This is a genomic window from Burkholderia sp. 4M9327F10 (assembly GCF_005503145.1).
Taxonomy (GTDB): Bacteria; Pseudomonadota; Gammaproteobacteria; order Burkholderiales; family Burkholderiaceae; genus Paraburkholderia.
The window spans coordinates 1-13,888 of sequence record NZ_SCNV01000017.1; the positions used below are offsets into that span (position 1 = coordinate 1).

A 13,888-nucleotide genomic window follows, 5' to 3' on the forward strand; every position below is an offset into this window, starting at 1 on the left:
GAATTCGGACATGGCGAAATTATAGCGATTCGCGGCAAACCTGCCGCGAGGTGCCGCCAGGCGCCTCGCGAGGCGCGGGTGAGCCGGTTGCCGGCATTCGTCACGGCCGGACTGTGTGCGCCCGGGCATATAGATTTCTTATTGCTGTCGGGCACTTTCGGTATCATGGCGCGGTCAATTTCTGCGCTTTCGAGCCGGAGATCGCTGCCTATTTCACCATGCGATGAAGGCGTGCCGCTCCGGCCGTCCACACCATTCTGTCAATTCGCTCAATAAGGGACGCTTTTGGATACGCTGCTGCAGTTCGTGAATCTTGTCTTGCATATCGACAAGTTTCTGGGGGTTTTCATTCACCAGTACGGCGCATGGGTCTACGCGGTGCTGTTTCTGATTGTGTTTTGCGAAACCGGTCTGGTCGTCCTGCCGTTTCTGCCGGGCGACTCGCTGCTGTTCATTGGCGGTGCGTTCTGCGCAAGCGGTGAAATGAGCCTCGGTCTGCTAATCGTGCTGCTGCTGGTGGCTGCGATTGGCGGCAATACGGTGAATTACCTGATCGGCAAGGCGATCGGGCCCAAGGTGTTCGACTCGCATATCCCGTTGCTCGAGCGTTTCCTGGATCGGTCCGCGCTGCAGAAGACCCACAACTTCTATGAAAAGCACGGCGGCAAGACCATAGTGCTGGCGCGTTTCATTCCGGTGGTGCGCACGTTCGCGCCGTTCGTAGCCGGCGCTTCGCAGATGACCGTCAGCCGCTTCCAGTTCTTCAATTTCGTGGGCGCGTTGTTCTGGGTGCTGCTGCTGGTGCTGCTCGGTTACTTCTTCGGCAACATTCCGTTTATCCGTCAATACCTGAACGTGATCGTGCTGGTGGGTGCGGGCGCCGCAATCGTGCCGGTGGTGCTCGGTGCGTTGTGGAAAATGATGCGCAAGCCCGCAGCGGGGCCCGGCAGTCGCTAAGCTGAGCGCCGGCCTGCCACGACGCTGTGGTTGGCCCGACGCCAGGCCCGGCAAAACAAAAGCGGCGCCGCGAGATTTCGCGGCGCCGCTTTTTTTGTTCTCGACGAGCAATGGGCGCTATTGGGTTGTCGCGCCGCTGCAGTGCAACTGCGAGCTGCCCGCAATTGCAGCAATTGCCGCAATTACCCCGCGCACCTTCGCCGCCGCTAACCCGCCGCGCGCCTTACCAACGGTGTTTCCGGAGTGGGGTAGCCCGCTTCCCGGAAGGTTTCGACGATGGCGCGGTTGGTGTCGAAATAGACCTGCCAGTAATTGCTGTTATGCGTATAGGGGCGCACGCATAGCAACGGGCCTTCCGGCGTGAACGACAGAAGCTCGATATCGGGCGCCGGACTTTCCGCGACATTCGGAATCTTCACCACCGCAGCGCGCAGGCGATTGGCCGCGTCGATCGGATCGACGCCGTTGGCGATCTTCGCCGTCAGCTCGACGCGGCGCACCGGCAGCACGCTGTAGTTGGAGATCGTGTCCGAGAAGATCTTGTTGTTGCCGACGATGGTCGTAACATTGTCCGGCGTGATGATCGTGGTGCCGAAGAGCCCCAGTTCGTGGACGGTGCCGGTCACCCCGCCGGCCGTGACGAAGTCGCCCACCTTGAAGGGGCGCAGCACCTGCATGAAGATACCCGCGGCGAAGTGGGCAAGCAGGCCGCCCCACGCCGTGCCGATGGCGAGACCGAGGCCCGCGAGCAGTGCCGCGAACGAAGTGGTCTGTACTCCGAACACCTGCAGGATGGCGAGAATCAGCAGCAGGTTCAGCAGAGCGCCGAGAATCGAGCCGAGGTACTTGGCGAGCGTCGGATCGACGCGTCCGTTGCGCTCCAGCAGCTTGCGCAGCAGACCGGTGATCACGCCAATCACCCACCGGCCGACGATCCATAGGACAATCGCACCGAGAACCTTGGTGCCAATGTCGATGCCTCGCGTCATGAGGAAGGTGTGTATGGTATCGAGATTCAAGGTGTCCTCGCTCGGGTCGGTTGCGTTTGACTGATGACGAACAGCTTCGATTCAACACAGTGGATGCAATGCCTGACAAGGGGCGAGCCTGCTCACTCTCGGTCTTCGCAAGTTATAGGCGACGCCTCGCGCCTTCGCAAGGACCATTCCTGAGGCTATGCAAAATGTATTGACGGATATTAACGGCGTGGCTGATTCGCGCTATTGTTTCCCGCTAAATTGATTTAACGATTTGATGAGGCAGACCATGGTTCCAAATAGAGACGTTCACTTTATCCCGGCAAAACTCGAGACCTTGCGGCCTACCCAGATGACGGTGGGCTATCGTGAGGTGGCTTTGAAGCGCGCTCACTGGAAGACGTTGAACAAGAAGCAGCGGAGCGCCGCGATCGATTCGCACTCCTTTCCCGCCGTGCTGGGGCCGGAGGACCGCTATTACATTGTTGACCATCATCACCTTGGGCGGGCGCTGCTCGAAGAGAATGTCAAGGAAGTGAAGGTGATGGTGCTGAAAGACCTGTCGTGGCTCGACTTCACCATTTTCTGGCGCATGATGGAGCACAACCAGTGGGTCCATCCGTTTGGCGCGGACGGTTCGCGTTACGAGTACGAACACCTGCCGAAGGTAGTCACGGAAATGGCCGACGATCCTTATCGCAGTCTTGCCGGCGAACTGCGCAACGCAGGCGGCTATGCCAAGGACGCGACGCCGTTCAGCGAATTTCTGTGGGCCGACTTTTTGCGGCCGCGCGTGCCGGAGAGCAAGATCACGAAAAACTTCGCGAAGGCGCTCGATCTGGCGAAGACCCTCGCCCATACGCCTGATGCGCGCTATCTGCCCGGCTGGTCCGGCGTGATCAAAACGACCTGAAGATGACGCCAGGAACGACGCCGCAGCAGCAGACGCGGCGGCGCGTTATCACATAGGCAGATGCGACTCGGTGTACGGCGAAGTCCGGATGACGAGCGCTTCGCCAGCTTTAGCTTTCAGCCTGCGTGCCCGCATGCGCCTTGCGCAATAGAGCGCGAGCACGCAGGTAAGCGCATAGGCGCACGCGCGATCCACAAACGCGCTGGACGAGCCGAACTTTCCGTAGCGGCTTGGCGCATCGGCGAACACACAAAAAGTAAGAATCGCGTCGAACACCAGGGCGGTTATCGCGAGCACGAGGTAAGCATAGCCGCCATCCAGAACGAGGTCGGGCCTGGCAAGATTGCACAGGTGGCATGCGATTAGCAGCGTCGCAAGAATGGCGAGGTTCGTGGCCAGATCGAACAGAAAGTTGCTCATGACGTTGGAATGAATGCTCGGGTTGTTCGGCCGCACGGATGCATGTGTTAGGCAGACGGTGGCCGTTGCGACACATTGCTGGCGAACCGGGCGCGATCATTACACGTCTTTGTGTCTCAATAAATGAGAATGTTCGGACTGCGATGGAACGAATTGATGCAAGGCGGAAGCGCCAGCCGCGGGTCCACAGCCTGTAGGGCGGATTGGCAGGGAATATGTGTATTTTGAACATTGTTGTTGACCGCAAGCCGGATCTTCGCTAATAATGTGCAAAATACACGCAATGTGAGGACTGCCATGACGCAACAATTCGATACCGAAGTGCTGATTTGCGGAGCCGGCGCGGCCGGTCTGACGCTGGCGATCGAGCTCGCGCGCCGGCGCATTGCTTTCCGGCTGATCGACAAGCTCGAAGGCCCGTTCCGCGGCTCGCGCGGCAAGGGTATTCAGCCGCGCAGCCAGGAAATCTTCGAAGATCTGGGAATCCTCGACCACCTGGTTGCCGTCGGGGGCGTTTACCCGTCAGAGCATACGTATGGCAACGACGGCAGTGTTCTGAGTTCCGAAGTCATCGAGGTGGTTGATCCCACGCCCGACGAGCCTTATCACATGCGCCTGATGGTCCCGCAATTCCTGACCGAGGGGGTGATGCGCGAGCGTCTTGCCGAATTCGGTCATCGTGTCGAATTCGGCTCGGAATTGCTGGATTTTGTTCAGGATGCCGAAGGGGTAACGTCTCGCATCAAAACCAGCCACGGTGAGGAATCCGTGCGCGCGCGCTATCTGGTCGGTGTCGACGGTGGCCGCAGTTTTGTGCGGCAAGCGCTAGGCATCGACTTTCCCGGCAAGACGCTTGGCGTGAGGGCCGTGGTTGCAGATATGCACCTGCGTGGTTTGAGCGCGGATATCTGGCATCACTTCAACGAAGGTTCAATGGAGTTGCAGGTATCGTTGTGCCCACTGGCTGGAACGGACATGTTTCAATTGCAGGCCCCGGTGCCGCTCGAGGGCGAGATCGACGTCTCGCCGCAAGGGCTGACGGCGTTGATCGCCGGGCGCACCAGCCGGCAGGGCATTGTCGTCGAAGCCGTGCACTGGGCGTCGGTTTTCAGCATGAACGCCCGTCTTGCTGAGCGCTATCGGCACGGACGTGTCTTCATTGCCGGCGACGCCGCGCATGTCCATCCTCCGACCGGCGGCCAGGGGCTCAATACCAGCGTACAGGACGCTTATAACCTCGGCTGGAAGCTGGCCGCGGTGCTGGGTGGCGCACCGCAGTCTTTGCTCGATACGTTCGAGGAGGAGCGCCGCCCGGTTGCGGCCGGGATGCTGGGTCTCGCGACCAGGTTGCTCGATAGCGCAAAACGCGGTATCCGACGCCGTGGCCGCGAAGTCAGTCAACTCGATATCGGTTACCCGGAGTCCTCGCTCGCCATGGAGCAGCCCGAGCGTCACGACACCCTTTGCGCCGGCGATCGGGCGCCTGATGCCCCTATGCGTGGCGCAGCCGGCCAGCCTGTTCGGCTGTTCAACCTGTTTCAGGGGACGCACTGGACCCTGCTCGGGTATGAAGTGGCTGATCGCGCGGCGGTGGCGGCTCGAGCCGGACTGAGAATTTACATTGTGGGTAAGCGCGGCGAGCTCTTTGACGATGACGGCCACATGCGCGATGCCTATGGCCTCGCCGCCGACACATGGGTGCTGGTGCGGCCGGACGGCTACGTTGGCGCCATGGTTGAAGCCGGTGCACTTTCGGCCTTGGAGCAGTACCTCACTTTGGTCGGCCTGGCGGCGGACCCAACTATCCCCTGACATGTCGCTAGACAGAATGTGTCCCCGGTGCGGCGCCTGGTAACGTCGCCCCCTTATGTCCGGAACGCCGGATTGTTGCGTACAACTCGACATTGATTCGCCATAGGACCCCTGTAGGCTCGCCATCGATCGTCACCTCGTTCTTTCGGCGCGTTCAGAGATTGGCAGAAACAGGCCCGCATGCCTTCGCCAGAAAAGGGGATGGCCGGCGATGCAAAATGAATCGGTTTATGCGACCCGGGGTTAGGGCGATCGGACGTGGCGCAGCCATGCTGGTCCGCCCGAAGGGGAGGGACATAAGGATATGCAACCAGAACGGAACACATTCACGGTCACGGTCGACGAACTCGATCGTGACCCGGAGGCAGTGCTGGACAAGGCGCAGACATCGCAAGTGATGATCTATCGGGAGAACGAGCCGGTTGCTGTTTTTGTTCCGATCGATGTGTGGTGCGATTACCTGCGGCAACTGGAAGACGCCGCTCGCAACGCGCCAGGTAATGGGCCGGTCTCCAGCCAGTCGTGATGTTCATGGAACGGGGCTAACTTGAAGATGGCGAGCGGTGGGTACAGGCGGGCCATACGATCGGCGTCTTCCGGGGGCCGCACTTGCATGCGGCGTGGTGCGGGGGAGCGCGGCTTTACCCTGATCGAGGTGCTGATTGCGCTGGCGATCGTCGCCATCGCACTGGGCGCGGTACTGCGCGCAATAGGATCACTCGCGTCGGACACCGATTCGGCACGCGCACGTCTGCTCGCGTTATGGAGCGCCGACAATGCGCTGAGTGCGATACGCATTTCGGCGGCCTGGCCGGACGTGGGCCAAAGCACCTTTGCCTGCCCGCAGGGCCAGTACCACTTCGTGTGCCGGCAGCGCGTGACGGCGCTGACAAGCCCTTTGCTCCGTCAGGTGTCGGTGAGTGTCTACCCTTCGGCGGCGAGCGGGGACGTGCTCGCCGAGGTTGTGACGGTGGTGGAGAATGAAGCGAGACTTTAAGGCGAAGCGCGGCGCGCGTACGGCGGGCTTTACCCTGATAGAGATGCTTGTCGCGATCGCCTTGCTCGCTGTGATTGCGCTCCTGTCTTGGCGTGGCCTTGATGCAACCATACGCGGGCGCGACGACATCGTCGGGAGTTTGACCCAGACCCGTTTGCTGGGCCGGTACTTCTCGCAAATGCAATACGACATGCTCAGCCTTGTGACGCCCGATGAGGTGAGTGGTCCGCCGTTGCGCATCATGCCCAACGAACTCGTGCTGGTGAGGCACCTGAGTGTCGGCAATGGTCCGACCTGGTTGCAGGTCGTGCGCTACCAGCTCAAGGGGCACCGCCTCATACGCAGCGCGTCGCAGCCGCTCTCGACGCTTTCCCAGTTGTCCGATGCATTGCATCACATGGACGATTTTGCGGGCGTAGTGGCGAACGACGACGTGCGCTCGATGAGCCTTTCGGTATGGGTGGCGCCGGGCGGCTGGACGTCGAATCAGGCGACAGTCGCCGAAGCTTACGCGCGGTTCCTGGCCGAGCACGGCATAAGCAACATTTCCTCAATCGGGATGCCCCTGCCTCGGGGGATCCGGTTCGCGATGACGATGGGCACCCCCCCGGTCGATTTTGTACGCATGATTCCCATCGGTCAGTAAGCACGAGGCAGCGCGCGCCATGCGGGCGCTATGCGTGCTGGATCATGCGCTGAATCATGCAGGCCGGTCGAAGCCATTTCCGCCGGGACGTGACACGCCCGGATAGCGAATGACGATTCCGTGTCAAGGTCTCAGGTCATTTATTACCAGGCGGAAATGGTCCGTAACATCCGTCATACGCCTGTTACCCCTAGTCCGCTAGTCTGATTGTGCAGATCGGTAGGGTAACGGATTATCCGAGCCGTTCTGCGTTCAGCGTTTTTTGCAATGGGACCAGGAGGCGGGCATGGATGTCGGGCACCCGGACAGCACGGGCTTAGGCGCGCTTGCAAATGCAGGCTCGGGAAAGCGGCCAGCGAAAGCGACTCTTTCGCGTGCAAAGGAGTGGCACGGAGCCGGGCGGCTCGATGACGCGGAACGTGAATACGAAGCAGTGCTGGCGGATCAGCCGGACGATGCTGAAGCACTCCAGTTCTACGGCATCCTCAAGTTCCAGCGCGCAGACATGCTCGGGGCGGAAGCGCTGCTGCGGCAAGCGGTGTCTATTGCACCAAACGCTGATTCATTGTCGGACCTCGGAGCCGTCCTCGCGACAAACGGCAAGCCCGACCTCGCGCTGGAGCAACTCGATGCTGCTTTGCGTCTGGAACCCGGCCACGTGAACGCGCTGGTTCGCCAGGGTAATACGCTGATGGGGGTGCGCAGATACGAGGCGGCGCTTAATGCCTATGACAAGGCTCTTCAAGTGTCGCCGCTTTTGCTCGATCCCCTGTGTAACCGTGGCGCCGCATTGCGTGCGCTCGGCAGATTGCAGGAAGCGCTGGAGACCTATGAGCGCGCTCTGACTGTCAATCCCCGTTCATTCGAATCGTTCTATAACCTGGGGAATGTATTGCGCGACCTGCAACGATATGCAGAGGCGCTACAGAACTATGAGCGCGCGCTTGCGATCGTACCGGACCATGCGGAAATCCTCTCGGTTCGGGGCCGTACGCTGGTGGACCTGGGACGTCCAAAGGAAGCGCTCGCAAGCTTTAACGAAGCCATTGCCTCGAAGCCGGATCATGTGGAGGCGCTGTACAACAGCGCGGTTGCGCTGGAACGGCTCGGACGCGCGGAAGAAGCCGTGGAGCGGTGTGCTCGTGTGCTCGCACTGGAGCCGAATCACGCCAAGGCGTATGCCACGCGTGGAAATGCCTTGCTACATCAGGAACGTCACGAAGACGCGCTGCTGGATTACAGCCGTTCGCTCGAACTCGAGTCTGGCGCGTCGGATGTACTGTGCAACCAGGGAAGCGCATTACGTCAGCTTGGGCGCTACGAGGCGGCGTTGCAGAGCTACGACGCCGCGCTCGCGGCAAGTGCGGACTTTCCCGAGGGCTGGTGCAACCGCGGCAACGTCCTGCACGACATGCGTCGCTATGAAGACGCACTGGCCGCGTTCGATCGGGCGCTTGCGATCAACCCGAAGTATGCGATGGCCTGGTTCAATCGCGGCAACGCGCTGTTCGATACGCTCAGATTCGATGCAGCGCTTCAGGACTACGATCAGGCGATCAAGATCGATCCGAACTACGTGGATGCCCATTTCGCGCAGGGGTTCATCTATCTGCATCGAGGCGACTTCGCCCGTGGATGGCCAAAGTACGAATGGCGTCTGCGTGATCCGAAGTCCGAACACAGCAAGCGGTTTTTTTCGCAACCGCGATGGTCTGGCGAAGAGCCGCTCGATGGCCGCACGATACTGATTTACGCGGAGCAGGGCTTCGGCGATACGGTGCAGTTCTGCCGCTACGTGCAACGCCTGCTGGATGCCGGCGCCCGCGTTGTACTGGAAGTGCAGCCGGCGCTGCGCTCGCTCGTGACGACGCTGCACGGCTCCGTGCAGGTGGTCGCGACTGGCGAGCCGCTGCCCGCTTTCGACTACCAGTGTCCGCTGCTGAGTTTGCCGTTCCTCTTCCAGACGGACCTGTCGAGCATTCCCGCCCAGACGCGATACCTTCATGCAGACGCCGGGTTGGTAGAAAAATGGGAAAAAATCCTCGGCACGAGGCAGCGGTTGCGGATCGGCCTCGCATGGTCAGGCAATTCCGAACACCGCAATGACCGTAACCGCTCGATCGAGCTGGCGACGCTTGGGCCTTTGCTCGATCTGGATGTCGACTGGATCAGCCTGCAGAAGGTGGTTCGCGAGAACGACGTGGCCGTTCTCGAGCAATCGCCGATCCGCAGTTTCGAGGCGGACATCCGCGACTTTTCGGATACCGCAGCGCTTATCCGCTCACTGGACCTGGTCATTTCCGTGGATACGGCTGTCGCCCATCTGGCCGGTGCGCTTGGCGGCCCCGTGTGGATCCTGTTGCCCTATGTCGCGGAATGGCGCTGGATGAGCGGGCGGGAAGACAGTCCCTGGTATCCGGAAGCGCGGCTATTCCGGCAGGAGGCTCCGGGCCGATGGCCCGAGGTCATCAATGCGGTACGAGAGGCGATCGCCGTCCTGAGATAGGTCGCGATGCGCAGGTGCGGAGCGGCTCGAACCAAGCGGGGACGCATGGCGTCCCGGGAGATAAGGAACGATGGCGTCGGAAGTGGAAAGGGGAGCCGGGGGCGGGGTGCGTTCTTCGCCCCCGTCGGGACAGGCGGGTGTGGCGTCGGCTTCGCGCAATGGTTCGACAGCCGTCGAGGAGGCACTACGGCGTGCGCGGGGTTCGCACGAGCGAGGTGCGCTTCATGACGCCGAGCGAGGCTATCACGAGGTTCTGAAGATTGACCCTGACCATGCCGAGGCATTGCATCTGCTCGGCGTGCTGCATTTCCAGGGGGGCAGAATGGACGAGGCCGATGCGGTCATGAGGCGTTCGATCGAGCGGATGCCCTCTGCGCTTGCATTGGCTAATCACGCGTCTGTATTGATTGGCCTTAACCGTCGTGAAGACGCACTTGCCCGCCTGGACGCGGCGCTCACGATCAATCCGGCGCACTTGCGTTCGCTACTGGCGCGCGCCGGCGTGCTGGCGGATCTGGGACGTTATACCGAGGCTGTTTCGGCTTACGACCGTTTGCTGGACGTTGCGCCCACACTGGTTGACGCCTTGTGCCGGCGCGCTGCCGTGCTCAGGGTGTTGCAGCGTCATATGGAGGCGATGGCGTCGTGTGATCGCGCGTTGTCGGTCGATCGGCGCTCATTCGATGCCCTCCGTCTGCGCGGCCACATATTGCGCGATCTGGGTCATCTTGAGCAGGCACTGGACAGTTACGGGCGCGCATTGGTTCTGGTGCCCAACAACGCAGAGACGCTGCTCATGCAGGGCTTGACCCTGGCCGACCTCGGCCGCCTGCAGCCGGCATTGGCAAGCCTGGGCGAGGCCTTGGCGAGTCAGCCGGATTTTGTCGACGCGCTTTACAACAGCGCGGTCATGCTCGAGCGTCTCGGCCGTTTCGATGAGGCGCTTGCGCGTTGCGATCGCGCGCTCAAACTGGATGCCGGGCATGCCGGCGCGCTGGCTAACCGGGGCAGCGCATTGTACGGTCTTGCGCGATATCCCGACGCGCTCGCAAGTTATGACGCCTCGCTACAAGTGGCCCCCGATTCTATAGAAGTGCTTTGCAATCGGGCCCGTGTGCTGACGCGACTGCGGCGGGAGCCCGAGGCGCTGGAAGCCTGCGATCGCGTCATCGTGCTCAACGAGGCGTACGGTCCTGCGTGGTTTACCCGCGGCCGGATTTTGCAGCGCCTGCATCGCTACGAAGAGGCGCTGACGAGTCATAGCCGCGCGGTCGCGATCGATCCATCCGACCGGCCCGCCATGTTTCAGCGCGGCAACGTGTTGCGCTCGCTGATGCGCCACGAAGAAGCGCTTGCCGCTTACGACCGGGTGCTTGAGTCCGATCCGGAGAACATCGCCACGCGTTTTACCAAGGCGTTCGTTTATCTCCAGACTGGCGATTTCAAAAAGGGCTGGCCCGAATATGAGTGGCGCTGGCGCGAAGCGCAGGTCGGAAAATTCAAGCGCGAGTTTGCGCAGCCGCTGTGGCTCGGGGAAGAAGAGATTGAAGGCAAGACGATCTTGCTGCACGCGGAACAGGGGCTGGGCGATACCCTGCAGTTCTGCCGCTACGTGAAATTCGTCAAGGCGCGCGGCGCGCGCGTCATCATCGAAGTGCAGCCTCCGCTGAGGTCTTTGCTGGAAGAGGTGGAGGGCGTCGATCAGGTCGTCGCTTACGGCGAACCCCTGCCGCCCTTCGATATTCATTGTCCGTTATTGAGCCTGCCGTTCGTATTCCATACCGACCTGGCATCGATTCCCGCAGATGTGCCGTACGTGCGGGCAGAACCGGCGCAGATTGCAAAGTGGCAAGCAAGGCTCGGCACGCGGACAAGGCCGAGAATCGGCATTGCCTGGTCGGGCAATCCGAACCACCTGGATGACTTTAACCGTTCGATACCGCTTGACGACCTGATGCCGCTCCTCTCGGATGCGGTCGAGTGGATCAGCATTCAAAAGGTTGTGCGCGACGAGGAGCAGGCGGCGCTAGAGGCATCGTCTATACGCCACTTTGGCGACGAGATCGGCGATTTCGCGGACACCGCTGCGCTCGTCGAGTGCCTGGATTGCGTCGTGAGCGTGGATACCTCGGTCGCGCACCTGGCCGGAGCACTGGGCCGACCGCTCTGGATCATGCTGCCGTACCTGCCCGACTGGCGCTGGCTGCTCGATCGCGAAGACAACCCCTGGTATCCGAGCGCGCGTCTTTTCAGGCAGTCGCGTGCGGGCGACTGGTCCGACGTCTTCCAGAGGATTGGTGCGGCGCTGCCGTCCATCGAAGGGCTGGTTTCTGCTGAGTTGCCAACCTGAAGGGGGAGCGATGGGACGCGACAAGCGACGTGGCGACAGGGAGTCCGATGTAGGGACGGCAGAGGATCACGCGGGCGTGGCGGGCGAGCGTGCGGCGTTGTTTAGCGCGGCGATCCGCAGCTCGTTGCAGAAAGGGCGAGCCTTGCTCGAGCGTGGCCAGCCTGGCGAAGCACAGCAGCTGTACCGCGGGGTGCTGGCGATCGATCCGGACAATGCGGAGGCGCTGCTGCTCCTTGGATCAGCCTGCGACCAGTGCGGCGACGCCTTGCAGGCAGAAAAGCTGTTTGCGCAGGCGTTGCGCAACGAGCGGCGCTACGCGTGGGCGTTTGCCAATCACGGCCTGGTGCTGGTCAAGCTGGGTCGTTACGAGGCCGCGCTGGTGCCGCTTCAGGAAGCTTTGCGGCTTGATCCGCGATACGCTCCCGCGCACGTGGGGCATGGCAATGCGCTGCTTGGGCTGGAGCGCCATGCCGAAGCACAGGCGGCCTACGAGCGGGCGCTCGTAATCGCGCCGGTACTGGCGGAGGCGTGGAGCAATCGCGGGAATGCCCTGCGTGCGCTCGGCCGTCCGGCGGACGCCCTGATCAGCTTCGACCGGGCACTGGCGCTTGCCCGTCACGATTACGCAGTCCATACCAATCGCGCTCATGCGCTGCGCGACCTCGGGCGTCATGAGGAGGCGCTGCACAGCTACCGTCTCGCGCTCGTCATTCGCCCGCGCGTGCCCGAACTCCTGTCACAGTGCGGCTTGATGTTGCTTGCGCTGGGTCGGGACGCGGAGGCCCTGCTGTCTTTCGAGCAGGCGCTCGAGGTCCGGCCAGACGACGTGGATGTGCTTTATCAGAGCTGCGTCGCCCTGGATCTGCTGCACAACTATGACGAACTGCTCGTGCGTAGCGACCAGATATTGTCGCGTGCGCCGGACCATGCCGCCGCCTGGCTCGGGCGAGCCAATGCCTTGCAGGGATTGAGGCGCCACGCCGAAGCGGCCGGGGCGTATGCCGAGGCACTTTCCCGCGCCCCGGACCTGCACGTGGCGCTGAGTAACCAGGGCATTGCCCTGCGTATGCTGGAGCGCTATGCGGAGGCACTGGAGAGCTACGACGACGCCCTGCATCGGTCCGGGGCGAATGCGCACCTGCTGATCAGCCGGGGACATGCGCTGCAGCAACTCGGTCGTTACGATGACGCGCTGGCGAGCTACGAAGCGGCAGTCGCCGTCGAACCCGTCGATACGGATGGCTGGGCGTTGCGCGGTGGTGCGTTGCAGCAACTGCTGCGTTTCGACGAGGCGCTCGACTGCTACCAGCAGATGCGGACCATGGCGCCTGGCAAGGGCGAAGCGCATCACGAGGAAGCGTACTGCCGCCTGCTCACGGGAGATTTCGCCGAAGGCTGGAAGAAATACGAATACCGCTGGATGGACGTGGATGCGGCCCGATCCCGTCGCCATACGGACCGGCCGCTCTGGTCAGGCCGCGAGCCGATCGCCGGCAAGGTGATCCTGCTGCATTCCGAACAGGGTTACGGCGACACGCTGCAGTTTTGCCGCTATGCGAGCCTGGTCGAAGCGCGCGGTGCAACGGTGGTGCTGGAAGTGCCGCGTGCCCTGAAAGATCTGCTGTCTTCGCTGCGCGGTGTACATCATCTTGTTGCGGTAGGCGAGCCGTTGCCGGCCTTTGATCTGCAGTGTCCATTGCTTAGCCTGCCGCTCGCTTTTGATACCGATCTGGAAAATATTCCCGCTGAGGTGCCGTATTTGCGCGCCGACCTGACCCGGGTTCGTGCGTGGGAGCAGCGGCTGGCCGAGCGGGTTCGTCCGGACCGGCTCAAGGTTGGGCTCGCGTGGTCGGGTAATCCGACGCACAACAACGACCTTAACCGGTCGATTGCCTTGTCCGTGCTCGCGCCGCTGTATTCGCAAGGGGTCTCGTTTGTCAGCCTGCACCAGCAGGTCCGCGAGCGTGACGCAGTAGCGCTTGGGCAAAGCGGCATCACTCACTTCGGAGCGGACCTGCAGGATTTCGCGGACACGGCAGCGCTGATCAAGAACCTCGACCTGGTGATTTCGGTGGATACGTCGGTGGTGCACCTGGCTGGTGCGCTTGGCAAGCCTGTCTGGGTATTGTTGCCGCGTGTGCCGGATTGGCGATGGTTACTGAAGCGGGAAGACAGTCCGTGGTATCCGGGCGTTCGCATTTTCCGGCAGGACAAGCCGGGCGACTGGCCTGCTGTGATCGAGAGCGTGACACAGGCATTGCTGCAGCATATCGGTGAAAGCGTCGGCTGATCAAGGTATGACATGCCTTT

At 61.8% G+C, this 13,888-nt stretch carries 11 protein-coding genes; 9 read left to right on the top strand and 2 right to left on the bottom strand.

Annotation, left to right across the window (positions count from 1 at the left end; translation table 11 throughout):
• The first annotated feature begins 285 nt into the window (after nucleotides 1-285).
• Nucleotides 286-957, top strand: coding sequence for a VTT domain-containing protein (locus tag FFS45_RS17310; RefSeq protein WP_137955854.1), 672 nt, complete (start codon nucleotides 286-288; stop codon nucleotides 955-957).
• A gap of 206 nt (nucleotides 958-1,163) precedes the next feature.
• Here FFS45_RS17310 and FFS45_RS17315 read toward each other — a convergent pair whose 3' ends face one another.
• Nucleotides 1,164-1,976, bottom strand: a complete 813-nt coding sequence (locus FFS45_RS17315; RefSeq protein ID WP_137955855.1) for a mechanosensitive ion channel family protein — start codon at nucleotides 1,974-1,976, stop codon at nucleotides 1,164-1,166.
• Between the two features lie 247 nt (nucleotides 1,977-2,223).
• Between FFS45_RS17315 and FFS45_RS17320 the strand changes: the two genes are divergently transcribed.
• On the top strand, nucleotides 2,224-2,847 hold the full coding sequence (locus FFS45_RS17320; RefSeq protein WP_137955856.1) for a ParB-like protein: 624 nt from the start codon (nucleotides 2,224-2,226) through the stop codon (nucleotides 2,845-2,847).
• Between the two features lie 48 nt (nucleotides 2,848-2,895).
• Here FFS45_RS17320 and FFS45_RS17325 read toward each other — a convergent pair whose 3' ends face one another.
• Nucleotides 2,896-3,267: a hypothetical protein gene (locus FFS45_RS17325; RefSeq protein ID WP_137955857.1), complete on the bottom strand. Its 372-nt coding sequence runs from the start codon at nucleotides 3,265-3,267 to the stop codon at nucleotides 2,896-2,898.
• 297 nt (nucleotides 3,268-3,564) lie between these two features.
• Here FFS45_RS17325 and FFS45_RS17330 point away from each other — a divergent pair, with 297 nt between their 5' ends.
• The 7 genes from FFS45_RS17330 (at nucleotide 3,565) to FFS45_RS17360 (ending at nucleotide 13,868) form a co-directional block, all read left to right on the top strand.
• Nucleotides 3,565-5,079: an FAD-dependent oxidoreductase gene (locus tag FFS45_RS17330; protein WP_137955858.1), complete on the top strand. Its 1,515-nt coding sequence runs from the start codon at nucleotides 3,565-3,567 to the stop codon at nucleotides 5,077-5,079.
• Between the two features lie 304 nt (nucleotides 5,080-5,383).
• The gene (locus FFS45_RS17335) at nucleotides 5,384-5,605 is read left to right on the top strand and encodes a type II toxin-antitoxin system Phd/YefM family antitoxin (RefSeq protein WP_137955859.1); all 222 of its coding nucleotides are present in this window, start codon (nucleotides 5,384-5,386) and stop codon (nucleotides 5,603-5,605) included.
• 87 nt (nucleotides 5,606-5,692) lie between these two features.
• A complete protein-coding gene (gene gspI, locus FFS45_RS17340; RefSeq protein ID WP_171029673.1) occupies nucleotides 5,693-6,076 on the top strand; it encodes a type II secretion system minor pseudopilin GspI in 384 nt (127 codons plus the stop codon).
• Nucleotides 6,060-6,722 (top strand): prepilin-type N-terminal cleavage/methylation domain-containing protein, encoded by a 663-nt coding sequence (locus FFS45_RS17345; RefSeq protein ID WP_137955860.1) that lies wholly within the window; start codon nucleotides 6,060-6,062, stop codon nucleotides 6,720-6,722. Before gspI ends, FFS45_RS17345 begins: the two co-directional genes overlap by 17 nt.
• A gap of 286 nt (nucleotides 6,723-7,008) precedes the next feature.
• A complete protein-coding gene (locus FFS45_RS17350) occupies nucleotides 7,009-9,228 on the top strand; it encodes a tetratricopeptide repeat protein (RefSeq protein ID WP_137955861.1) in 2,220 nt (739 codons plus the stop codon).
• A gap of 106 nt (nucleotides 9,229-9,334) precedes the next feature.
• Nucleotides 9,335-11,578 carry a tetratricopeptide repeat protein gene (locus FFS45_RS17355; protein ID WP_249362821.1) on the top strand — a complete coding sequence of 748 codons (2,244 nt, stop codon included), beginning with the start codon at nucleotides 9,335-9,337 and terminating at the stop codon, nucleotides 11,576-11,578.
• 10 nt (nucleotides 11,579-11,588) lie between these two features.
• Nucleotides 11,589-13,868 carry a tetratricopeptide repeat protein gene (locus FFS45_RS17360; RefSeq protein WP_137955863.1) on the top strand — a complete coding sequence of 760 codons (2,280 nt, stop codon included), beginning with the start codon at nucleotides 11,589-11,591 and terminating at the stop codon, nucleotides 13,866-13,868.
• Nucleotides 13,869-13,888: the final 20 nt, after the last annotated feature.